This window comes from Streptomyces sp. NPDC049970 (assembly GCF_040660235.1).
GTDB lineage: Bacteria > Actinomycetota > Actinomycetes > Streptomycetales > Streptomycetaceae > Streptomyces.
In genome coordinates this window covers 13,909-34,983 of the sequence record NZ_JBFALP010000016.1, presented here as the reverse complement: position 1 = coordinate 34,983, position 21,075 = coordinate 13,909, and the positions used below count along the sequence as shown (strand labels likewise).

The window sequence follows — 21,075 nt, the reverse complement described above, 5'->3', positions numbered from 1 at the left end:
GGACAGCCCCCGGGGAGGGGGCCGGGTCAGTGGCGTCCGGAGATGCGGTCCGCCGCCTTCGCGATCGGGTCGGTGTCGGCGCGGGACGAGGTGGCCTCGCGGCGGTCCGCCGCGCGGTAGGCGGCGTAGAGGGCGTGCACGCCGAGCCAGCGGAAGGGTTCGGGCTCCCAGCGGCGGACCTTGTGGCCGACCCAGGGGAGTGCGGTCAGTTCGGTGGGTCCCGCCTGGCCGGAGTCCTGCTGGATCAGGTCGCGCAGGGTGCGTGCGGCCAGGTTGGCGGTGGCGACGCCCGAGCCGACGTAGCCGCCGGCCCAGCCGAGGCCCGTGCTGCGGTCCAGGGTGACGGTGGCGCACCAGTCGCGGGGTACGCCGAGCACGCCGGACCAGGCGTGGTCGATGCGGGTGCCCGCAGTCGTGGGGAAGAAGCGGACGAGCAGGTCGCGCAGGGCCTCGATGGTGGCGGGCTGCGTGCGGGTCGTTCCGTTGACGCGTGCGGCCGCCGAGCCGTAGCGGTACGGGATTCCGCGGCCGCCCAGCGCGATGCGGTCGTCGGCGGTGCGCTGGGCGTACATGTAGGCGTGGGCCATGTCGCCCAGGGTTTCGCGGCCGTCCCAGCCGATGGTCTCCCAGAGGGACTTGGGGAGCGGCTCGGTGACGATCATGGAGGAGTTCATGGGGAGCCAGGTGCGCGCGTGACCTTTGAGGCCCGCGGTGAAGCCTTCGGTGCAGCGCAGCACATATGGGGCGCGCACGGTGCCGTACGGGGTGACCGCGTGTTTGGGCTTGATCTCGGTGACTGGGGTCGACTCGTGGATCGTGACGCCGAGGGCTTCCACGGTGTCGGCGAGGCCGTTGACCAGCTTGGCCGGGTGCAGGCGGGCGCCGTGCGGGGTCCAGCTGGAGCCGACGGCCCCGCTGACGCGGACGCGCTCGGCGGTCTCGCGGGCGCCGCGCAGCACGCGGTCGGTCTCGCCGAAGGCGATCTCGACGGAGTGGAAGTCCTTGAGGCGTGCCAGCTGGGCCGGGGTGTGGGCGACTTCGAGGACGCCGCCGTGGTGGATGTCGGCGTCGATGCCCTCGTCGCCGGCGACGCGGATGACCTCGCCGACCGTGTCGTTCATCGCCTTCTGGAGGCGGACGGCGGCGTCGTGGCCGTGCAGTTCGGCGTAGCGGTCGCGGCCCGCGATCCCGTTGTAGAGCCAACCGCCGTTGCGCCCCGACGCACCGTAGCCGCAGAACCTGGCTTCCAGGACGGTGATGTTGAGGAAGGGGACGGCCTTCTTGAGGTAGTACGCCGTCCAGAGCCCGGTGTAGCCGCCGCCGACGATGCATACGTCGGCGCTGCTGTCGCCGGTGAGGGGCTCGCGGGGGGCGGGGGTGCCCTCGTGCGCGTACCAGAAGGAAATGCCGCCGTTGACGGTACTGACGGTGCTCATGGGTCCCCTGCTTGTCCGTGTCCGGCCGAGTCGCTGCAGGGACGTTACCTCTACGCCCGGCTGAACCGAAGGCCAGAGGTTCGGCCCGGCTGTCTAGGCTGGTTCCATGATTCGCGCAGCCACTCCCGAAGACGTCCCTGCCATCCACGCCATGGTCCGCGAGCTCGCCGACTACGAGAAGGCGCTCGACGAGGCGAACGCCACCGTGGAGCAGCTGCGGGAGGCCCTGTTCGGCGAGCGGCCCGCCGCCTACGCGCATGTCGCGGTGTCGGACGACGACGGTGAGGTGGTCGGATTCGCGCTGTGGTTCCTCAACTTCTCGACGTGGCGCGGGGTGCACGGCGTGTACCTGGAGGATCTGTACGTGCGCCCCGAGCGGCGCGGCGGCGGGTACGGGAAGGCGCTGCTGAGGGAGCTGGCGCGGATCTGTGTGGAGCGCGGTTACGGGCGCCTGGAGTGGTCGGTACTGGACTGGAACGCCCCGTCCATCGCGTTCTACGAGTCGCTGGGCGCGCGTCCTCAGAGCGGGTGGACGGTGTACCGGCTTCACGGCGGGGCGCTGGCGGAGCTCGGTGCGGCCTGAGGCGGCCTGAGGGTGCGTCACCGGTCGCGGTGGGATCGCCGTGCGGGTCAGGGGGTTCCGGCCGGGCGGGGGACGTCCCGTGGCGTGCCGCCGAGTAGCCGCACGGCCCGGACCGCCGCTTCGATGCCGCTGTTGAACGAGACCTCGCTGAGGAGTCCCGGGGCGGCGACCTGGTCCCCCGCGAGGAGGATCCCGTCCCCGCGGTCGACGGCGGGGCGGTCGCGCCATGTGGTGCCCGGCGGGTCGACCGCGCCCGTACGGCCCGACGCCAGTGCTTCGCGGCGCCAGGTGGTGCGGTCGCGCCAGCCGGTGAAGCCCAGGTCGAGCATGTCCTCGGCCCGGCGGACGGCCTCGCCGCGCGGGGTGCCCGGGGCGAGGGGGATCTGGGCCTGGACGAGCTGTTCGTCCGCCGGGGCGAGGGTGGGGTCCTGGGCGGTGAACCGTTCGATCCAGCCCGGGGCGTCGAGGTCGGAGACGACGAACGGGTCGCCGCGCCGCGTCCGTACGGCCAGGTCGAGGAGCGCGGTACGGCCGCCGGGCCAGGTCAGGGAGGGGTCTCCGAGCAGGGTCCGGGCCGACTCCAGGTGGGTGGCGACGACGACCGGGCCGCCCCGGCCGAGCTCGGCCAGGTCGCCGGGTCCGACGCGCGAGCCCGTCTCCACGCGTACGCCGAGGTCCCAGGCGCGTGAGGCCATCCGGTCGACGAGCCGGGCCCAGCCTCCGAGCGGGTACCGGGCTTCGGGCGGCAGCGCGGTGGCCCGGCGGAGCCGTTCCTGTACGAACGCTGCGGAGAGTGACCCCGGGTCGTGGTGGAAGAGCGCGACCCCCATGTAGTGCGCTGCCGCGCGGGCACCCTCCTCGCCGACCTGTCCGGTGGCCCAGCCGAGGAAGTCGGTGTCCACGGGGGCCCGGTGGGCGCTGCGGCGGGCGAGGCGCACCAGGCCGAGGGGCGGGAGCCTGCGCAGTGCTCCGCCGCGGCGGAAGAGGAAGCGGGCGCCTTCGAGGGGCGGTACGGAGGCGAGCGGACCGAGCAGCCCACGCTCTTCGAGCCAGGTCCGGTGCGGGCCGCGGTGGTAGAGGGCGTGCGGCCCCTCGTTGGTGAGGTAGGGGCCTTCCGCGGTTCTCGCCCGTCCGCCGAGGGAGTGGTGGGCCTCGTGGAGCGTGACCGGGGTCCGGGATTCGGCGGCGGTGATGGCGGCGGTGAGTCCGGCGAGTCCGCCGCCGACGATGTGGATGCGCTGCATGGCTGGGTCTCCTCGCGATCGGTGCTTCTGCGGGGTGGACGGATCGACGGGCCTGTTCCGTGACACCGGGCCGGACGGATGTCAGTGGTGTGCGTCACGATGGGGGGCATGGCACGTACAGGCAACAGGAGCGGCAGGGGCGCGGGCGCGAAGGGCGGGGTGGCTGAGGCGAGACGGCCGGAGATCCGGCTGCCGCCCCTCGTGGAGTACGCCGCGGACGGGCTGGAGCCCGACGGGGACTACGACGGGGTGCGGTTCGAGGGGACGGACCTCGCCGACGCCTCGGGTCCCGGTGCCCGCTTCATGGACTGTGAGCTGCGCGGATGTGCCCTGGACCGTGCTGAGCTGGTGCGTTCCCGATTCATCGACTCGGTGCTGACGGGCGTGCGCGGCGTGGGCACCGATCTCGCGGGGGCTTCGCTGCGGGACGTCGAGGTGGTGGACGCGCGGCTCGGCGGGGTGCAGCTGCACGGGGCGGTGCTCGAGCGGGTGCTGGTGCGGGGCGGGAAGATCGACTACCTGAACCTTCGCAAGGCACGGCTGAAGGACGTCGTGTTCGAGGGCTGTGTGCTCTCGGAGCCGGATTTCGGTGAGGCGCAGTTGGTGCGGGTGGAGTTCCGGGACTGTGTGCTGAAGCGGGCCGACTTCAGCGCCGTCCGGATGGAGTCGGTCGATCTGCGCACGGTCGCGGAGCTGGACATCGCGCGCGGGGTGGAGCGGCTTGCGGGAGCGGTGATCAGCCCGTCCCAGCTGATGGAGCTGGCCCCGGCGTTCGCCGCGCAGATCGGGGTGCGGGTGGAGGCGTAGCAAGGGCGCCGGGGGCGGCTCAGAGGCGTGGGAAGCGGGCCTGCAGGTCCCAGATGACCGGGTTGTCGGCGAGGCCCTCGTGCATGTCGGCCAGGTCGGCGACGAGGTCGTGGAGGAAGTCACGGGCCTCGCGGCGGAGCAGGGAGTGGCTGAAGGTCAGCGGGGGCTCGTCGCCGGGCATCCAGTCGGCCTCGACGTCCACCCAGCCGAAGCGGCGCTCGAAGAGCATGCGGTCCGATGACTCGGTGAAGTCCAGCTCGGCGTACTGCTGGCGGTGCGAGCGGTTGCCGCGGGGGTCGCGGTCGATCTGCTCGACGATGTCGCAGAGTGCCCAGGCGAAGTCGAGCACGGGAACCCATCCCCAGGCTGTGGACACCTCGCGGTCGGCCTTGGTGTCGGCGAGGTAGACGTCCCCGGAGAAGAGGTCGTGCCGCAGCGCCCGGACGTCCGCGCGGCGGTAGTCGGTCTGCGGGGGGTCCGGGAAGCGCCGGGAGAGGGAGTAGCCGATGTCGAGCACGGTTCGATGGTGTCATGCCGCCCGGGCGCCCCGCGCCGGGCCTTCGTGGCCGGTGCGCGCGGTCCCGTGTCGGGATCAGGCGAGGGTCCGGACCCGCCTGGTCCCGGGGACGGCCCTCAAGCGACCGTGAGCACGATCTTGCCCTGGACTGCCCTGGCCATGCCTTCGACCGGCTCGCGGCTCCTCGCCCGCGCCCAGGCCGCGGGCGCCGCGCGGACCGACATCGACGGCACCGATCTGTTCGCGCTGGCCGCGCTCGCGTGGCTCAGCGATCAGCCCTCGCTCGCCCCACGCGCCGACCACCTCTTCGAGGTCGTCACGAGCGCGATCCTGCGGTGACGGGACCCGGCACGAGCGGGGTGCGACAGCGCCCGGACGGCCGGTGCGCCGGCTACGGGAGCAGTCGCTGCTCCTTGGCGACGGCGACCGCGCCCGAGCGGGTGTCGACTCCGAGCTTCTCGTAGATCCGGCCCAGGTGGGTCTTGACGGTGGCTTCGCTGATGAAGAGGGCGCGGGCGATGTCGCGGTTGCCGAGGCCCTGCGAGAGCTGGCCCAGGATGTCGAGCTCCCGTTCGGTGAGGGTGGGCCGGGGGCTGCGCATCCGGGCCATGACCCGGCTGGCGACCGGGGCCGAGAGTGTCGTACGGCCCTGTGCGGCGGCGCGGATCGCGGCGAACAGCTCCTCCGGGCGCTCGGCCTTCAGCAGGTAGCCGGTGGCCCCCGCCTCGATGGCCCGGGTGATGTCGGCGTCCGTGTCGTACGTGGTGAGGACCAGGACGTGGGACGCCCCGTCGGCGGTGGCGATGCGGCGGGTCGCCTCGACCCCGTCGATCCCGGGGCCGAGCTGAAGGTCCATCAGTACGACGTCGGGGGCGAGCCGGGCGGCGAGGGCGACGGCCTCCTCTCCGCTGCCCGCCTCGCCCACGACCTCGATGTCCGGTTCGCCGCCGAGCAGCGCGAGCAGTCCGGCGCGCACGACGGCGTGGTCGTCGCAGAGCAGGATCCTTATGGTCGCGGTCATGCGTGTTCCTCCGGAACGGGTGCGGCGGCGGTGTGGGCCAGGGGTACGGCGACGGACAGGACCGTCCCCTCGCCCGGCGCCGACTCGACGGTCAGTGTGCCGCCGAGCTGCTGGACCCGGGCCCGTATCGCGGGCAGCCCGTGGCCGCGTACGCCTTCCGGCGGGCGGGCGTCGGGACGGGTGGGGCCGAAGCCCCGGCCGTTGTCTGCGATGTCGAGCACCACCCGGTCGTCCAGGTGCGTCAGGGTGAGAGCGGCGACGGTCGCGGCGGCGTGCTCGGACACGTTCGCGAGGGCGCCCTGCGCGATCCGCAGCAGCGCCGACTGGACCCGGTCGGGAAGAGCGGTGGCCGGGGTGCCCTCCACATGGCAGCGGACGGTGAGGCGGCCACGCGCCTGGGCGGTCTCACGGTCCGCGAGCGTGCGCAGAGCGGCTTCCAGTCCGCCGCCCTCGGCGAGATCGGCCGGTGCCAGGTCGTGCACGAAGCGGCGGGCCTCGGCGAGGTTGCGCTCCGCGATGCCCGTCGCCGTCAGGACGTGCCGGCGTGCGGTGCCGGGGTCCGAGTCCCAGGACCGGTCGGCGGCCTGGAGCAGCATCTGCTGGCTGGAGAGGCCCTGGGCCAGGGTGTCGTGGATCTCCATGGACAGCCGTTGCCGTTCGGCGAGGGTGCCTTCCCGGCGTTCGGTGGCGGCGAGTTCACGCCGGGTGCGCAGCAGGTCGTCGATCAGCTCGCGCTGACGTGCGGCCTGGCGCTGCATGTGGACGAAGACGGCGGTGGCGACCGCGGCGACCGCGGGCGGGGCCAGCACGAGATTGGGATCGAAGCCGGTGGCGAGCCGGAGCTGTGCGGCGACGACGAGCACGGTCAGCAGGGCGACCAGTGCCAGGGCCGCGCGCGGCGGCAGGATCCTCAGGCCGGTGTAGAAGAGCGGCACGGCGCACCAGGCGAAGCTCGGCGCGAGGACGACGAGGACCATCCACACGACCACGAGTACGCCGAGCCAGGTGAGCCGTCGTGGTGTCGGCCGGGAGCCGAGCACCGGGCCGAGGAGGTAGAGCCCGGCGAGCCCGGCCGACAGCGCGATGATCCACGGGGTACGGGTCTCGCCCGGGTGGCGCATCAGGAACCGGGCGAGCGAGGCGCCGAGGAGCAGGAAGAAGGCGGCGTGCATGAGCAGGGCCAGCCACCGGGCGTCCGGTCCGCCCGCCGCCGGCCCCCCGGCGCCGGGGTCGCCCGTCGCAGGGGTCCCCGCCCGGCCCGTCCCTGCCGCGTCCGCCCGGCCCGCACCCGCCGCCGCGTCCGCACCTGCCGCCGCGTCCGCCTGATGAGCCCCCGTCCGGTCCGCGTCCCGCTGGCCCGCCCCCGGCCCGGTTCGGTTCCGCCGCACCTCGTACCTCGCGTTTCCTCGCCCCGTGGACCTTCGCCGCCGCGCCGGTGCTGACCTGCGCGGACACCCCATGGTCACCCCCTGGGGCCACCCCCGCATCAACCGATCGGCCGACGGAGCGGTCGGCCGACGGGGGTGCGGCTTCCAGCCGGTACGCCGACGGCCCGGGCCCGGGTCCGGCCGGAGGATCGAAAGCGGAAGCAGAACGGTTCGAGGCCGAGCCGAAACAACCCGAGGAGACCACCATGAAGAAGATGTCGCTGCGCACCCGTGTCCTGACCGGCGCGGTCGCCGCCGCTGCCCTGGGTGCCGGAACCTTCGGCGCGATGTCCGCGAGCGCGTCCACCCCCGCCGCCGCGCCCGCCGCCGCTGTGAAGGCCGACACCGCCGACCGGAACCTCCAGCAGTCCACCCGCCTGACCGTCGCCGCCGCCACGAAGGCCGCGCAGGCGGCCCTGGACGCCGCGAAGAAGGAGAACCAGCGGGTCTCGGTGGCCGTCGTCGACCGCGACGGCAACACCGTCGTCACCCTGCGCGGCGACGGAGCCGGCCCGCAGGCACCGGAGTCCGCCGTGAAGAAGGCGTACACCGCCGTCTCCTGGAACGCGCCGACCTCCGAGCTGGTCAAGCGCCTGGAGCAGGCACCGAACCTCAAGGACATCCCCGGCACGCTGTTCCTGGCGGGCGGCTCCCCGGTGCAGGTCAAGGGGGCCCCGGTGGCGGGCGTCGGCGTGGCGGGCGCCCCGAGCGGCGACCTCGACGAGAAGTTCGCGGCGGCGGGCGTCGCGGCGCTCGGCAAGTAGCCCGTCAGGCGCCCGCTCGCCGAGCCGGGTGGGCGTCCTAGGATCGCGGTGTGGACCAGCCAACGGCGCCCGCGCGGCGCACCGTGCCCGGCGGCGCCCGCCGACTCGCCGCGATCACCCTGGCCACCGCACTCACCGCACTCACAGCCTGTACCGCGGGTCGGGGCGCGGTCGTGGGGACACCGGGGGCGGCCGGGGTGCGTGATCCGTACTTCCCCCGGCTGGGCAACGGCGGCTACGACGTGACGCACTACGACCTGTCAATCGGGACGGACGCCGCCGCCGAACAGCTGAGCGGCACCGCCGTGATCACCGCTCGGGCGACCCAGGACCTCAGCGCGTTCAACCTGGACCTCGCGGGTCTCGAGGTCAGGTCGGCCACCGTCGAGGGCCGACCGGCCGCGGTGAACCGGGCGGGGCGGGAGCTGACGCTGCGTCCGGACGCCGCCGTCGCGGACCGTCTCCGCGAGGGCAGGACCTTCCGCACGGTGGTGCGCTACGCGGGTCCGCCCCGGACCGTCACCGACGCGGACGGCTCCGAGGAGGGCTGGCTGCGCAACGCGCACGGGGCGGTGGCTCTCGGGGAGCCGACCGGTTCCATGGCCTGGTTCCCCGGCAACCACCACCCGGGCGACAAGGCGTCCTACGACATCCGGGTCACCGTCCCGGAGGGGCGGAGCGCCGTCTCCAACGGCGAGCTCGCCTCACGCCGGACGGAGGGCGGTCGCACCACGTTCCACTGGCGCGTCCGTGAGCCCATGGCGAGCTACCTCGCGACCGTCGCGATCGGCCGCTACACGGTGAGGCGGACGGTCACCCGCGAGGGGCTGCCGGTGGTCACCGCCGTCGATCCCGGGTCCGCCGGGGCGAGCGCGCGCGTGCTGGCCCGGATTCCGGAGATGCTCGCCTGGGGCGAGAGGCGGTTCGGCCCGTATCCCTTCTCCTCGGCCGGGGCGATCGTGGGCCGGCCGGGTGACGCCGAGTACGCGCTGGAGACGCAGAACCGGCCGTTCCTCCCCGGGCCGCCGGATCCGGTCCTGCTCGTCCACGAACTGGCCCACCAGTGGTTCGGTGACTCCGTGACGCCCGCGAGCTGGCGGGACATGTGGCTGAACGAGGGCTTCGCGACGTACGCGGAATGGCTCTGGGAGGAGGACCACGGGGGCGCCACCGTCCGGGAGAGTTTCGACGAGGCGTACGCCGACCGGTCGAACTGGGCCTTTCCGCCGTCCCGTCCGCCGGGCGCCGCCGATCTGTCCCGGCCCCCGGTGTACGGGCGTGGCGCGATGGTCGTCCACCGGATCCGGGAGGAGATGGACGACGACGAGGCCTTCTTCGCGCTCGTCCGGGGCTGGCTGGGCGCGCACCGGCACGGAAACGCCTCGACGGCCGACTTCACCGCGTACGCGCAGAAGTCGGCCGGCGTGGACCTGACTGAGGTCTGGGACAGCTGGCTCGACGGCGGGAGCCGGCCGGTCAGGGGCTGACCGGCCGGCTCCCTGTGCTGCCGTGCGCTTGCTGCGGTGCGCCAGTTGTCGTGCGGCTACCGCCCTGCGGCTACCGTCCTGCGGTCACTTGACGTTGACCCCGGTCCAGGCGGAGTCGACGGCCTTGAGCTCGGCGCTGTCGGCCCCGAACAGGTCGGTGGCCGCCTTCTCGGTCGCGACGCGGGCACCGGCGTAGTCGGTGCTCGACGTCATGTAGACGGAGAGCGCCTTGTACCAGATCTGGTAGGCCTTCTGGCGTCCGATGCCGGTCACGGTCGAGCCGTCGGAGGTCGGCGAGTCGTAGTCGACGCCGTCGATGGTCTTGGCGCCGCTGCCCTCGGCCAGCAGGTAGAAGAAGTGGTTCGCGACGCCGGAGGAGTAGTGCACGTCGAGGTCGCCGACGCCGGCGTCCCAGTAGTCCGCCGAGCCGCCGTCCTTGCTGGGCTTGTCCATGTAGCGGAGCGGGGTTCCGTCGCCGTTGATGTCGATCTTCTCGCCGATGAGGTAGTCACCGGGGTCGGCGCTGCTGTCGGCGAAGAACTCGACCGAGGAGCCGAAGATGTCGCTGGTCGCCTCGTTGAGCCCGCCGGACTCGCCGGAGTAGTCGAGGTTGGCGGTGGCCGCGGTCAGGCCGTGGCTCATCTCGTGGCCGGCGACGTCGATCGCGGTGAGCGCGCTCTTGTCGTCGGCCCCGTCGCCGTAGGTCATGCAGAAGCAGCTGTCGTCCCAGAACGCGTTGACGTAGCCGGTGCCGAAGTGGACGCGGGAGTAGGCGGCCTTGCCGTCCCCGGCTATGCCGTCGCGGCCGAGCTCGGTCTTGTAGAAGTCCCAGGTCTTCGCGGCGCCGTAGTGCGCGTCGACCGCGGCGGTCTGGCGGTCGGCGCCCGTGCCGTCGCCCCAGGTGTCGTCGGCGTCGGTGACGAGGTCCCCGGTACCGGTCTCGCCCTGGTTGAGGTCGTACGTCTTGTGGCCGCCGCGGTCGCCGTCGGTCAGTTCGAAGCCCGAGGAGCCCTTGGTGGTGGAGAGCGCCACCTCACCGCTGTACTGGCTGTTGCCGGTGCCGGTCTCGACGGCTTCGAAGCTGTGCAGCTTCTTGCCGGTCGTGGCGTCCGTGATGACGTGCAGCCTGCTGGGAGTGCCGTCCTTCTGCACTCCGGTCCGTACGGCCTCGAAGGCGAGGACCGGCTTGCCGGCGCCGGCCCAGACGACCTTGCGGGCGCTCGCCGCGGACTTCACCTTCGGCTGGGTCGACGGGACGGATATGCGGGCGTTGTTGGCCTTGGTCACGCCCTTGGAGCTGCCGTCGGCCGCGGTGTGGGTGACGAGGTCACCACCGAGGACCGGCAGTCCGGCGTAGGTGCGCTCGTAGCGGGTGTGCACGGTGCCGTGGGCGTCCTTGATCACGTCACGGACGATCAGCTTCTCCTGGCTGCCGAGCCCGAGGGACTTCGCGGCGGCCGGTGCGTCGCTCTGTGCGGCGCGCAGCGCGGTGCCGCGCACAGCCGCCGTGTTCACCCCGAGTGCGGTGGCGCCCGCGGTGGTACGGGTGGAAGAGGCGCTGTCACTGCCGGAGTTGGGGCCGGCCGAGGCCGTACCGGTCTGTACGCCGACGACGACCATCGCGGCAACTGCGGTCAGGGCGGCGGCGCGACGGGTGTTCATGTGGGGGGTCATGCTTTCTCCGTTGCTCGTTCCTGTGGGGGTTACGAGCGGAGAGCGTGCCACCGATTGAGCGATATTGACGGGACGCCAACAATTACCTCACAAGTTTTTGACCAGTTCTTGTCCGAATGAAGTTCACTCGTGTCCGCTATGTGACGCACGGGAGCCCCCGTCCGACCGAGGTCGGCGGGGGCTCCCGTGGGCGCGCTGTTACGTCAGAGGTTGACGCCGAAGTCCTGGGCGATACCGCGCAGGCCCGAGGCGTAACCCTGGCCGACCGCGCGGAACTTCCACTCGGCGCCGTTGCGGTAGAGCTCGCCGAAGACCATGGCGGTCTCGGTGGCGGCGTCCTCGCTCAGGTCGTAGCGGGCGATCTCGGTGCCGCCGGCCTGGTTGATGATGCGGATGAAGGCGTTCCGCACCTGGCCGAAGTTCTGGCTGCGCGTCTCGGCGTCGTAGATGGAGACCGGGAACACGATCTTGTCGATGTCCGCCGGGAGGCCCGCCAGGTTGACGTTGATCTGCTCGTCGTCGCCCTCGCCCTGGCCCGTGACGTTGTCACCGGTGTGGACGATGGTCTGGTCCGGCGTCGCCTTGTTGTTGAAGAAGACGAAGTGTCCGTCGGAGAAGACCTTGCCGGCTGTGTTGACCGCGATCGCCGAGGCGTCCAGGTCGAAGTCGGAGCCGGTGGTGGTGCGGACGTCCCAGCCGAGGCCGACCGTGACGGCGGTCAGGCCCGGGGCCTCCTTGGTGAGCGAGACGTTGCCGCCCTTGGACAGGCTTACAGCCATGGGAAGTCCCTTTCCTCGTCGTGTGCGGGCTTCGTGCCACCACGAAAGCTACCGTCACCCGTACTAACGCAGACAAGTGACCACGAGGTTCCTGCTCGCTTTACTTTCTTTGCCGAACTTCTGGCCGAACGCTCGCAAAAGAAGGTGACGGACGGGCCGGACTGCGGGGAACATGGGTGTCATGTCCGGGCCCTATGTCATCCGCGGTTCGGTCTCCCTGCCGGAGGCCGAACTCATGTGGCGTTTCTCGCGGTCCTCCGGGCCCGGCGGGCAGCACGTCAACACCAGCGACTCCCAGGCGGAGCTCCGCTTCGACCTCGCGGCCACCGAGGCGCTGCCCGAGGTCTGGAAGGCCCGCGCCCTCGAACGCCTCGCGGGCAGGCTGGTGGGCGGGGTCGTCTCCGTGCGTGCCTCGGAGCACCGCTCCCAGTGGCGCAACCGCGAGACGGCGGCCGTCCGGCTGGCCGCTCTGCTGGCGGAGGCCACCGCGCCGCCGCCCAGGCCGCGCCTGAAGAAGAAGATCCCGCGCGGGATCAACGAGCGCCGCCTGCGCGAGAAGAAGCAGCGCGGCGACACGAAGCGCGGGCGTTCGGGCCGCGACTGGTAGCGGGCGCCCCGTCGGCCGTCGGGCCGGAGCGGTGTCTCGGCCGGGCGCTGGGGGAGGGGCGGTCAGCCCAGGCGCCGGTACCGGCCCTTGAAGTACGCCAGTGGCTCGTCGTCCGTGCTCGGCAGGGACGCCGTCAGCACCCGGCCGATCACCAGCGTGTGGTCGCCGGCGAGGACGCTCTGCTCGGTCCGGCACTCCAGTGTGGCCAGCGCCCCGGCGATCAGGGGCGCCCCGGTGATCCCGCCCCGTATGAAGGGGATGTCCTCGAAGAGCAGCCGGTCGCTGATCCGGCCCTTCATGGCGAACCGCCCCGCGATCTGCCGCTGGCTCTCCGCCAGCACCGACACCGACCACAGGGGCTGTTCGGCCAGCAGGTCGTCCATCCGTGAGTCGTTGCGCAGGCTCACCATCACCAGCGGCGGGTCCAGGGAGACCGAGACGAAGGAGGTCGCGGTCATCCCGACGTCCTCGCCGCGGCCGTGCTCGTCGAGCGGCGGCTCCTGGGCGGTGATCAGCACCACGCCCGCGGCCAGGCGCGACAGGGCGGCACGGAACTCGTCGTTGCTCACCCCCTCAGCATGCGGGACGGCTTCGGGGCGCGGGGAGGGGGGAGTCTTCTGCAGCACAGTGGGAACGCTAGCCGCGCGGGCGGCGCCACCGCATCGGGCCAGGGGACCAGCCGGGTCCTAGGACCAGGGCCGTGAGCCGTCTGTGCGGATTTGCGTTCCGTAAACGGCGGCGGTCCGGCAGGGTGCGGCTGGTTGGTCTTTACCATCTGTTGTGACTTGAATCACAGAGAGCGATAATTGTTGACCCTGTGTACCGGGTGCACAGCTCACTGTGATTCAGTGGCGGTGACACTGCGATAAGTACGTCGATATGAAACCTGGAGTTGCTGTCGAGGTCTCAGGGAGTGCGAGCAATGGAGGCCGAGTCGGAGCCGTACGTCCGCCTTGCGACCATGCGGCAGCTGCACCAGGCCGTCGCTGACCTCAACACGGCACGGAGCCTGGCGGACACGCTGCAGAGCGTGGCCGACGGCATCGTCGCCGGGCTCGGCTACGAACTGGGCTGCGTCAACCTCGTCCGCCCCGACGGCGATCTCGTCGTAGCCGCCTTCGCAGGCAACACCGCCGCCGAGGCCCTGATCACCGGCCGTGTCGGCTCCCGGGACTCCTGGGAGCGCCGGCTTTCGATGGGCGAGGCCTGGGACGGCCTCCGGTTCATACCGCACACCGAGGGCTGGGTCCTCCTGGACGACGACGTGCCGCAGTGGCACACCGAAGGGCCCGAGCCCCGCTTCGAGGACGAGTGGCACCCCCTGGACCGCCTCTACGCCCCCATGTACGCCTCGGGCGGAGGCCTGGACCTCCTGGGGGTCATATCCGTCGACCGGCCGCGCAACGGCCGCCGCCCGGGCGCCTGGGGCCGTGAGGCTCTTCAGATGTACGCCTCCCAGGCGGCCATTGCGATCAGTAACGCCAGGCTCCGAGCAAACATGCAGCGCGCCCTGGTCAGGCTCGAACGTGAGCAGCAGGCGCTGCGGGCCAGTGAGGAATCCTTCCGCCAGGCGTTCGAGTACGCCCCCAGCGGGATGGCCATCGCCGAGATGGGCGGTGACCAGAACGGCCGGCTGCTGCGCACCAACGACGCGCTCTGCCGGCTCCTGGGCCGCCCCGCCTCCGTCCTGCGCCGCTACTCCTTCGCCGACCTCGTGCACCCCGAGGACATCGGCACCCTGCTGCGCACCTCCGCCGAGGGCGGGCGGGCCGAGCTGCGGCTCGGGCGCAGGGACGGCACGTACCTCTGGGTCTCGCTGCGCAACTCGGTCGTCGCGGACACCACCGACGGCCCGCGCTTCCTGCTCACCCACGTCGAGGACATCGAGGAGCGCAAGCGCAACGAGCTGCACCTCGCGCACCGCGCCTCGCACGACGCGCTCACCGGTCTGCCCAACAGCGCCGAGCTGCGCTCACGGCTCGGCGCCCGTCTGTGTGAGAGGCCTCACTCCTCGGTCACCTCCAGTGCGGTCGAGGCGCTCGACGCGGCCTACGGAGATGTCGAGACCTCCCCGGCGCACGGCTACCGAGCGGACGGCTACGAGGCCGAGGTGGCGGCAGGCGTCGGCCCGTACGACCACCACGTGCACACCGTGGCGCCCGACATGGAGCGCGACGACGGCACGAAGGGGCTCGCGGTGCTGTTCTGCGACCTCGACGGCTTCAAGTCCATCAACGACCGCTTCGGACACCACGCGGGTGACGCGGTTCTCATCGAGGTGGCCAGGCGGCTGACCACCTGCGTAAGGGACGGTGACACGGTCGCGCGGCTCGGAGGTGACGAATTCGTCGTCCTCGCGGACGGCCTTGGGGCCGCAGATGCCGCGGACCTGGCCGTACGATTGCGTAACGCCATCATTCCGCCCATCCGGGTGGACGGCCGGGCAGTCAGGGTCGGGGCGAGTTTCGGTATCGGCTGGGCCGAGTGCGGCATGACAGGGGAAGAGGTCCTGCACTCCGCCGACCAGCGGATGTACGTGGAGAAGCGGTCCCGGTCGAAGGTTCACCGCAGAGCCGGCTGACGTTCACGCCCCGGCGGTTCCCGTACCCCGCGCGGTTTCCCGCACGGCCGAGGTCAATTCGACGTGTGCTCCGTTCGGGGTAGGCTCGGCCGGTCGGCGACGGCTGGCGACATGGTGAGGAGTGACCCAGGGATGACGGCCGGAAACAACGGCGCGAGCAAGCCCGAGGACGACGATCCGTTCGGCTATCTGTACGAGGACGGCAAGGCGGCGGGCGCACAGCCGCCCGGGTACGGAGGCTACGGCTACCCGGGTCCTGCCGCGCAGCCCGGCAGGCCCAGAACGTCGTACAACCAGGTGCGGGCGGTCGGCGAGCGCCAGTACGGGCAGGTCCCGCCGCAGCAGGCGTACGGCCAGCCGCCCCAGCAGCAGTCCCAGCAGTACGGTCAGCCGAACGCGCAGTACGCGGCGCCGGAGACCTACCCGGGCGGTGCGGTGACCGCGCAGCACGGCTCGGTCGGGCACGGCGGCGGTGGCGGCAGGAGCGCCGGTCCCGGCCGTGGCGGTCCGAACACCAAGGCGCTGCTGATCGCGGCGGTCGCGGTGGTCGCGGTCGTGCTGATCGGCATCGGCGCCGCGCTGATGACGGGTGACGACAGCGACAAGAAGAAGGACGAGGCCGGTACGTCGACGGGCTCGGCCGGCGAGGTGTCGGAGTCCCCGAAGCCGGACAAGTCCGCCGAGCCCTCCAAGGAGCCCGTCGAGCTGCCCAAGCAGGACGCGGCGACGCTGTCGCTGGGCGGTACGGCCTCCCTGGACAACACCGTCAAGGGCGCCAAGAGCCCCAACGGCCAGTACATCAACCTCAACGAGGTCGGCCGGTCGGCGACGTGGACGGTCGACGTGCCCGAGAGCGGCGCGTACACGCTGTACGTGACGTACGGCGTGCCGGGCCGGGACGCCAAGACGTCCCTCACGGTCAACGACACCGAGCCGCGCTCCATCAACATGAAGAACTTCGCGCACGCCGCGGAGGGCGACCTGGAGAAGGGCTGGACGAGCACGTACGCCTACGTCCAGCTCGACAAGGGGTCGAACAAGCTGATGCTGTCGTGCAACGAGGGTGACTCGTGCGACGCCAACCTCGACCAGCTGTCGCTGAAGTCGGGGCACGTGAAGGGCTAGCCGGAGAACCCGTCGCGCCCCCTGTCCGACACCACCGTCCCGGTCATCGCCCCGCGATGCCGGGACGCTGTGTTCTCCGGGGCCGGGCTCAGGCCGCAGGCGCGTGCGGTTCGACGGTGACGCGGGCCAGCAGGTCCTCGTAGTCCGCGCGGTCGAACTCGCCGGCGGCGGTGGCCATGACGGTCGCCGTCGACAGGGCCACCGCGCGTGTCAGCCGGTCCGGCCAGTCCAGCCCGTCGGCGAGGGCGGAGAGCAGTCCGGCCACGGCGGAGTCGCCCGCGCCCGTCGGGTTGCCGCGCACCGCGGACGGCGGGGCCGCCCGCCAGACGCCGTCCGGCGTCACGGCGAGGAGGCCTTCCGGGCCGAGCGAGGCGACGACGCTGCGCGCGCCGCGGCGTCGGGCGTCGCGGGTGGCGCGCAGGGGCTCGCGGGCGCCGGTGAGCCGGGCGAGTTCGTCGGCGTTCGGCTTGACGACGTCGGGGCGGGCGGCGATCCCGCGACGCAGGGGCTCGCCGGCGGTGTCCAGCAGCACGGGCACCCCGGCGGAGCGGGCGAGCCGGATCAGTTCCGCGTACGCGCCGACGTGGATGCCGGGCGGGAGGCTGCCGCAGAGGGCGACCGCCTCGGCGCCGGTGAGCAGCTCCCCGTACGTCCGCAGGAGGGACGCCCACTCGTCGGGGCCGATGTGCGGTCCCGGTTCGTTGAGCTGGGTGGTGTCGCCGCTGGAACCGTCCACGACGGCGAGGGTGCGGCGGGTGTTCCCGGCGACGGTGACGAGCGCGTCGGTGGGGCGGTGCGGGAGCGCGGCGAGCAGTTCGCGCAGGACCGCTCCGTTGGTGCCGCCGGCGAATCCGGTGATCACGGTGTCGTGGCCGAGCGCGGACAGCACCCGGGCCACGTTGACGCCCTTGCCTCCGGGGCGTTCGGTCACCTCGCCGACGCGGTGGCTGGTGTGCGGGACGAGGGCGGGGACGGCGTACGTCAGGTCGAGTGCCGTGTTCAGCGTGACGGTCAGTATCACGTGTACCGGCCCCGGCTTCCTTGGTCGTCCGTCCCTGCGCGCCGTCCCCTCGCGGCGCTGTCCTGGTGATCATGTCAAAGAGGCGGCGGCCGTCCCAGGGCTCCGGGACAACCGCCGTCTCTTCGTTACGTGTTCAACCCGCCGCCGGCCTGTGACGGGCCGTCATCCGATGCCGGGCTCCACGATCCACTCGCCGCGGCGCATGACGCCCCTGAGCGCGAAGTCCGCGTCCAGCACCACCAGGTCGGCGTCCTTGCCCGGGTCCAGCGAGCCGACCCGGTCGTACATCCCGAGGAGCCGGGCCGGGGTGGCGGAGATGGACCGGACGACGTCCTCGACGGGGATCCGGTCGATCGTCACCGCCCTGCGGAACGCGGTGTCCAGGGTGAGGGTGGAGCCCGCGATCGAGCCGCCCTCCACCAGGCGTGCGACCCCGTCCCTGACCTCGACGGCGAGCGGGCCGAGCTCGTAGTGGCCGTCGCCCGCGCCGGCCGCGTCCATGGCGTCCGTGATCAGCGCGACCCGGGCGGAGCCCGCGTGGTGGTAGGCGAGACGGAAGGCGGCGGGGTGCAGGTGGGTGCCGTCGTTGATGAGCTCGACGGTGACGCGCTCGTCCTCCAGGAGGGCCGCGATCGGGCCCGGGGCGCGGTGGCCGATCGCGGGCATCGCGTTGTAGAGGTGCGTTGCGACGGTGGCACCCGCGTCGATCGCCTCGACGGTCTGCTCGTACGTCGCGTCCGTGTGGCCGACGGCCGCGATCACGCCGTGCTCGGCGAGCAGCCGTACCGACTCGATCCCGCCCGGGAGTTCGGTGGCGAGCGTGACCATCTTCGCGCTGCCGCGTGCCGCGTCGAGGAGCTTGCGGACCTCGGACGGGTCGGGGTCGCGGAGCAGCCCCTCGCTGTGGGCGCCCTTGCGGCACGGTGAGATGAAGGGGCCCTCGAAGTGGACCCCGGCGAGCTCGCCCTGTTCGACCAGCTCGGAGAGCATGCCGGCCTGGCGGGCCAGGAGGTCCATGTCGCCGGTGACGGTGGATGCGACGACGGTCGTCGTCCCGTGCGCCCGGTGCGCCCGCGCCCCGGCCAGGACGTCCTCGGCGGTGCCGGTCGCGAAGGACGCGCCGCCCCCGCCGTGGTTGTGGATGTCCACGAACCCGGGGACCACCCAGTGGCCCGACAGGTCGACGGTCCGGGCGCCCTCCGGCGTGCTGCCGGCGATCCGGGTGCCCTCGACGATCACCCGGCCGTTCTCGACGGTCCCGGTGGGCAGTACCACCCGGGCGCCTGCGAGAACTGTGCTGTCTGCGCGTCCGGCCATCAGGCGGATACCTCCGTGGAGAGTAGATCCCAGGCGAGCAGCCCTGCGCCCAGGCATCCGGCGGTGTCCCCGAGGGCCGCCGGGACGATACGAGGCAGTTTCTGGAACGTGATCCGTTCCTCGACGGCCGCACGCAGTGGTGTGAACAAGGTTTCCCCCGCCTCGGCGAGACCGCCACCGATGATGAGCGTGCGGGGGTCCAGCAGGGTGAGCGCGGTGACGAGTCCGGCGGCCAGCGCGTCGACGGCGTCCTGCCACACGCGCACGGCCTCGGGGTCTCCCGAGGCCACGGCCTTCGCGCAGTCCGCCGCGTCCGCGTCGGGGTCGCCGGAGGCCGCGGCCCAGGCCTTGGACACCGCCGCGGCCGAGGCGAGGGTCTCCAGGCAGCCGCGCTGTCCGCAGCCGCATTCCGGGCCGTCCGGCCGGACGACGATGTGGCCGATCTCGCCGGCGTAGCCGTGGGCGCCCGCCTCGATGGTGCCCGTGATGCCGATGGCGCCGGCGATGCCCGTGCCCAGCGGCACGAACAGGAAGCGGTCCGCGTCCTTGCCCGCGCCGACCCGTCCCTCGGCGAGGCCGCCCGTCCTGACGTCGTGGCCGAGCGCGACCGGTATGCCGCCGAGGCGTTCGCCGATCAGCTTCCGCAGCGGTACGTCGCGCCAGCCCAGGTTGGCGGCGTACACGGCGATCCCGCGCTCCGCGTCGACGATGCCGGGAACCGCGACTCCGGCCGCGACCGCGCCTTCGCCGAACCGTTCCCGGCCGTGGGCGTGCAGGTCCGCGGCGAAGTCGAGGATCGTCTCCACGACGGCCTCGGCGCCGCGCTCCCTGCCGGTGGCCCGGCGCGCCTCGTGGAGCAGTGTGCCGTCGGCCCCGACCAGTGCGGCCTTCATTCCTGTGCCGCCCACGTCGAGGGCGATGACATGTCTCACGGAGACAGTTTCGCCCGCCGACCCCCAAAAGGTCTAGTCCACTATCGTGGTTTGTTGAGCATCCATACAAAACGGCCCTGCTAGATTGCCGAATCGATACTTCGACTGGTGTAGACCTCCGGGCCGGTCGTGAGGCAGGATCGCGGGTCATCGCCGATGCGGTGACCCGGCAAACCGATGTAGGGATGGACAGGCTGTGCAGCGGCGCTTTGTGGGTCTGACCGCGGTGGTTGCCGCACTCGGCATGACGGCAACGTTGTCGGGGTGCGGTTCGGACGCGGGAGGCGGAGACGTCACCCTGAAGCTGGTCGCGGCCGACTACGGCACCAACGCCGAGAACAGCTCCGAGCACTACTGGAACGACGTCGCCGCCGAGTTCGAGAAGGGCAACCCCGGCATCAAGGTCGACGTGTCCGTCTACTCGTGGAAGGACGTCGACCGCAAGGTCTCCGAGATGGTCAAGGCGGGCAAGGCCCCCGACATCGCGCAGATCGGGGCGTACGCCGACTACGCGAAGGCGGACAAGCTCTACACCGCCGACGAGATGATCGCGATCCGCACCGGGGCCAACTTCCTGCCCTCGCTCACCGACGCGGGCGAGGTCGACGACAAGCTCTACGGCCTGCCGTTCGTGGCCAGCACCCGCCTCCTCTTCTACAACAAGGCACTGTTCACGCGTGCCGGCATCACGGCCCCGCAGACCTGGGACGACATCCGCAGCGACGCGGCGGCGCTCAAGCAGCGCGGCGTGACCTACCCCTTCGCCCTGCCGCTCGGCCAGGAGGAGTCCCAGGCCGAGACCCTGATGTGGCTGCTCAGCGGGGGCGGCGGCTACACGGACGAGGTCGGCAGTTACGACATCGACTCCCCGGCCAACATCGCGACCTTCCGGTGGCTGAAGGACAACCTCGTCGGCAAGGGCCTCACCGGTCCCGTGGCACCCGGCAAGCTCGACCGGGCGCAGGCCTTCGACGCCTTCACCAAGGGCGAGGTGGGCATGCTCAACGGCCACCCGACGCTGATGCAGGAGGCCGAGAAGAAGGGCGTCAAGGTGGGCATGGTCCCGCTGCCCGGTGCGGACGGGCCGACCAAGGGCTCGATGGGTGTGGCCGACTGGATGATGGGCTTCAAGCAGAACGGCCACCGTGTCCAGATAGGCAAGTTCCTCGACTTCGCCTACAAGGACGACAACGTGATGTCCTTCGCCGACCAGTACGACCTGCTGCCCGTCACCAGCACCGCCTCCGAGGCCATGCAGGCGGACAGCAAGCACAAGTCGCTCCACGCGTTCCTGGAGGCGCTGCCGAACTCGCAACTGCCCCCGTTCGGCAAGACGTCCTGGGCGAAGGCCAGCGAGACGATCAAGGAGAAGATCGGCTCCGCGGTCGAGCCCGGCGGCAACCCGGAGAGCGTCCTCGTGGACATAGCGGCCCAGGCGCGGCAGGCGGAGAGCGCGGAGTAGGTTGGTTCATATGACCGCCGATCCGCTCTCCGACCAGGAACGCGCGGTGCTGGCCCTGGAGCGGCGCTCCTGGCCGGGACCGGGCGCGAAGGAACGGGCGATCCGGGAAGAGCTGGACATCTCGCCGGTCCGCTACTACCAGTTCCTCAACGCGCTGCTGGACGACCGCCGCGCGCTCGCGGAGGACCCGGTGACGATCAACAGGCTGAGGCGGGTCCGCGAGGCGAGGCGCGGCCGACGCTGAGGCCGCGGCCGGGGTCCCCGAGGGGCGGAGGGCCGTGCGGCCACCCG

At 72.0% G+C, this 21,075-nt stretch carries 20 protein-coding genes and 1 pseudogene; 10 read left to right on the top strand and 11 right to left on the bottom strand.

Features of this window, described 5'->3' with window-relative positions; translation table 11 throughout:
- Positions 1 to 26: 26 nt before the first annotated feature.
- Positions 27 to 1,436 (bottom strand): FAD-dependent oxidoreductase, encoded by a 1,410-nt coding sequence (locus AB0I83_RS24310; protein ID WP_363306112.1) that lies wholly within the window; start codon positions 1,434 to 1,436, stop codon positions 27 to 29.
- Positions 1,437 to 1,542: 106 nt separating this feature from the next.
- On the opposite strand from AB0I83_RS24310, the gene AB0I83_RS24305 reads away from it, so the two are divergent.
- A complete protein-coding gene (locus AB0I83_RS24305) occupies positions 1,543 to 2,019 on the top strand; it encodes a GNAT family N-acetyltransferase (RefSeq protein ID WP_356531372.1) in 477 nt (158 codons plus the stop codon).
- A gap of 47 nt (positions 2,020 to 2,066) precedes the next feature.
- Here AB0I83_RS24305 and AB0I83_RS24300 read toward each other — a convergent pair whose 3' ends face one another.
- Positions 2,067 to 3,263, bottom strand: coding sequence for an FAD-dependent oxidoreductase (locus AB0I83_RS24300; protein ID WP_363306111.1), 1,197 nt, complete (start codon positions 3,261 to 3,263; stop codon positions 2,067 to 2,069).
- 99 nt (positions 3,264 to 3,362) lie between these two features.
- Between AB0I83_RS24300 and AB0I83_RS24295 the strand changes: the two genes are divergently transcribed.
- Positions 3,363 to 4,070, top strand: coding sequence for a pentapeptide repeat-containing protein (locus tag AB0I83_RS24295; RefSeq protein WP_363306110.1), 708 nt, complete (start codon positions 3,363 to 3,365; stop codon positions 4,068 to 4,070).
- A 19-nt stretch (positions 4,071 to 4,089) separates the two neighbouring features.
- Here the strand turns inward: AB0I83_RS24295 and AB0I83_RS24290 are convergent, their stop codons facing one another.
- Complete coding sequence (locus AB0I83_RS24290; RefSeq protein ID WP_356840514.1) at positions 4,090 to 4,587, bottom strand: hypothetical protein; 498 nt, start codon at positions 4,585 to 4,587, stop codon at positions 4,090 to 4,092.
- A 153-nt stretch (positions 4,588 to 4,740) separates the two neighbouring features.
- Between AB0I83_RS24290 and AB0I83_RS24285 the strand changes: the two are divergent.
- Positions 4,741 to 4,926: pseudogene (locus AB0I83_RS24285) on the top strand (TetR family transcriptional regulator); the annotation flags it as partial.
- Between the two features lie 52 nt (positions 4,927 to 4,978).
- On the opposite strand, the gene AB0I83_RS24280 reads toward AB0I83_RS24285, so the two are convergent.
- The gene (locus AB0I83_RS24280) at positions 4,979 to 5,608 is read right to left on the bottom strand and encodes a response regulator transcription factor (RefSeq protein ID WP_363306109.1); all 630 of its coding nucleotides are present in this window, start codon (positions 5,606 to 5,608) and stop codon (positions 4,979 to 4,981) included.
- Positions 5,605 to 7,068 carry a sensor histidine kinase gene (locus tag AB0I83_RS24275; RefSeq protein WP_363306108.1) on the bottom strand — a complete coding sequence of 488 codons (1,464 nt, stop codon included), beginning with the start codon at positions 7,066 to 7,068 and terminating at the stop codon, positions 5,605 to 5,607. Before AB0I83_RS24275 ends, AB0I83_RS24280 begins: the two co-directional genes overlap by 4 nt.
- A 173-nt stretch (positions 7,069 to 7,241) precedes the next feature.
- On the opposite strand from AB0I83_RS24275, the gene AB0I83_RS24270 reads away from it, so the two are divergent.
- The gene (locus AB0I83_RS24270) at positions 7,242 to 7,799 is read left to right on the top strand and encodes a heme-binding protein (protein WP_363306107.1); all 558 of its coding nucleotides are present in this window, start codon (positions 7,242 to 7,244) and stop codon (positions 7,797 to 7,799) included.
- A gap of 113 nt (positions 7,800 to 7,912) precedes the next feature.
- The gene (locus AB0I83_RS24265) at positions 7,913 to 9,286 is read left to right on the top strand and encodes a M1 family metallopeptidase (protein WP_363306204.1); all 1,374 of its coding nucleotides are present in this window, start codon (positions 7,913 to 7,915) and stop codon (positions 9,284 to 9,286) included.
- Between the two features lie 84 nt (positions 9,287 to 9,370).
- Here the strand turns inward: AB0I83_RS24265 and AB0I83_RS24260 are convergent, their stop codons facing one another.
- Both AB0I83_RS24260 and AB0I83_RS24255 read right to left on the bottom strand, forming a co-directional pair.
- Positions 9,371 to 10,960, bottom strand: coding sequence for a M4 family metallopeptidase (locus tag AB0I83_RS24260; protein ID WP_356531381.1), 1,590 nt, complete (start codon positions 10,958 to 10,960; stop codon positions 9,371 to 9,373).
- Positions 10,961 to 11,163: 203 nt separating this feature from the next.
- Positions 11,164 to 11,739 carry a TerD family protein gene (locus tag AB0I83_RS24255; RefSeq protein WP_356531382.1) on the bottom strand — a complete coding sequence of 192 codons (576 nt, stop codon included), beginning with the start codon at positions 11,737 to 11,739 and terminating at the stop codon, positions 11,164 to 11,166.
- Positions 11,740 to 11,911: 172 nt separating this feature from the next.
- Here AB0I83_RS24255 and arfB point away from each other — a divergent pair, with 172 nt between their 5' ends.
- Positions 11,912 to 12,346 carry an alternative ribosome rescue aminoacyl-tRNA hydrolase ArfB gene (arfB, locus tag AB0I83_RS24250; protein WP_356531383.1) on the top strand — a complete coding sequence of 145 codons (435 nt, stop codon included), beginning with the start codon at positions 11,912 to 11,914 and terminating at the stop codon, positions 12,344 to 12,346.
- A 62-nt stretch (positions 12,347 to 12,408) separates the two neighbouring features.
- Here the strand turns inward: arfB and AB0I83_RS24245 are convergent, their stop codons facing one another.
- Positions 12,409 to 12,915 (bottom strand): flavin reductase family protein, encoded by a 507-nt coding sequence (locus tag AB0I83_RS24245; RefSeq protein WP_356531384.1) that lies wholly within the window; start codon positions 12,913 to 12,915, stop codon positions 12,409 to 12,411.
- Positions 12,916 to 13,268: 353 nt separating this feature from the next.
- Here AB0I83_RS24245 and cdgB point away from each other — a divergent pair, with 353 nt between their 5' ends.
- Both cdgB and AB0I83_RS24235 read left to right on the top strand, forming a co-directional pair.
- The gene (gene cdgB / locus AB0I83_RS24240; RefSeq protein ID WP_356531385.1) at positions 13,269 to 14,927 is read left to right on the top strand and encodes a diguanylate cyclase CdgB; all 1,659 of its coding nucleotides are present in this window, start codon (positions 13,269 to 13,271) and stop codon (positions 14,925 to 14,927) included.
- 132 nt (positions 14,928 to 15,059) lie between these two features.
- Positions 15,060 to 16,052: a carbohydrate-binding protein gene (locus tag AB0I83_RS24235; protein WP_363306106.1), complete on the top strand. Its 993-nt coding sequence runs from the start codon at positions 15,060 to 15,062 to the stop codon at positions 16,050 to 16,052.
- 88 nt (positions 16,053 to 16,140) lie between these two features.
- Here the strand turns inward: AB0I83_RS24235 and AB0I83_RS24230 are convergent, their stop codons facing one another.
- The 3 genes from AB0I83_RS24230 to AB0I83_RS24220 form a co-directional block, all read right to left on the bottom strand.
- Entirely contained in the window at positions 16,141 to 17,073 is a 933-nt protein-coding gene (locus AB0I83_RS24230; protein WP_363306105.1) for a 1-phosphofructokinase family hexose kinase, read from the bottom strand.
- A gap of 162 nt (positions 17,074 to 17,235) precedes the next feature.
- Positions 17,236 to 18,390 (bottom strand): N-acetylglucosamine-6-phosphate deacetylase, encoded by a 1,155-nt coding sequence (gene nagA / locus AB0I83_RS24225; protein WP_356531388.1) that lies wholly within the window; start codon positions 18,388 to 18,390, stop codon positions 17,236 to 17,238.
- Positions 18,390 to 19,322 carry an ROK family protein gene (locus AB0I83_RS24220; RefSeq protein ID WP_363306104.1) on the bottom strand — a complete coding sequence of 311 codons (933 nt, stop codon included), beginning with the start codon at positions 19,320 to 19,322 and terminating at the stop codon, positions 18,390 to 18,392. Before AB0I83_RS24220 ends, nagA begins: the two co-directional genes overlap by 1 nt.
- 244 nt (positions 19,323 to 19,566) lie before the next feature.
- Between AB0I83_RS24220 and AB0I83_RS24215 the strand changes: the two genes are divergently transcribed.
- Positions 19,567 to 20,784, top strand: coding sequence for an extracellular solute-binding protein (locus tag AB0I83_RS24215; RefSeq protein WP_363306103.1), 1,218 nt, complete (start codon positions 19,567 to 19,569; stop codon positions 20,782 to 20,784).
- A gap of 10 nt (positions 20,785 to 20,794) precedes the next feature.
- Complete coding sequence (locus AB0I83_RS24210) at positions 20,795 to 21,028, top strand: DUF3263 domain-containing protein (RefSeq protein ID WP_356531392.1); 234 nt, start codon at positions 20,795 to 20,797, stop codon at positions 21,026 to 21,028.
- Positions 21,029 to 21,075 lie beyond the last annotated feature (47 nt).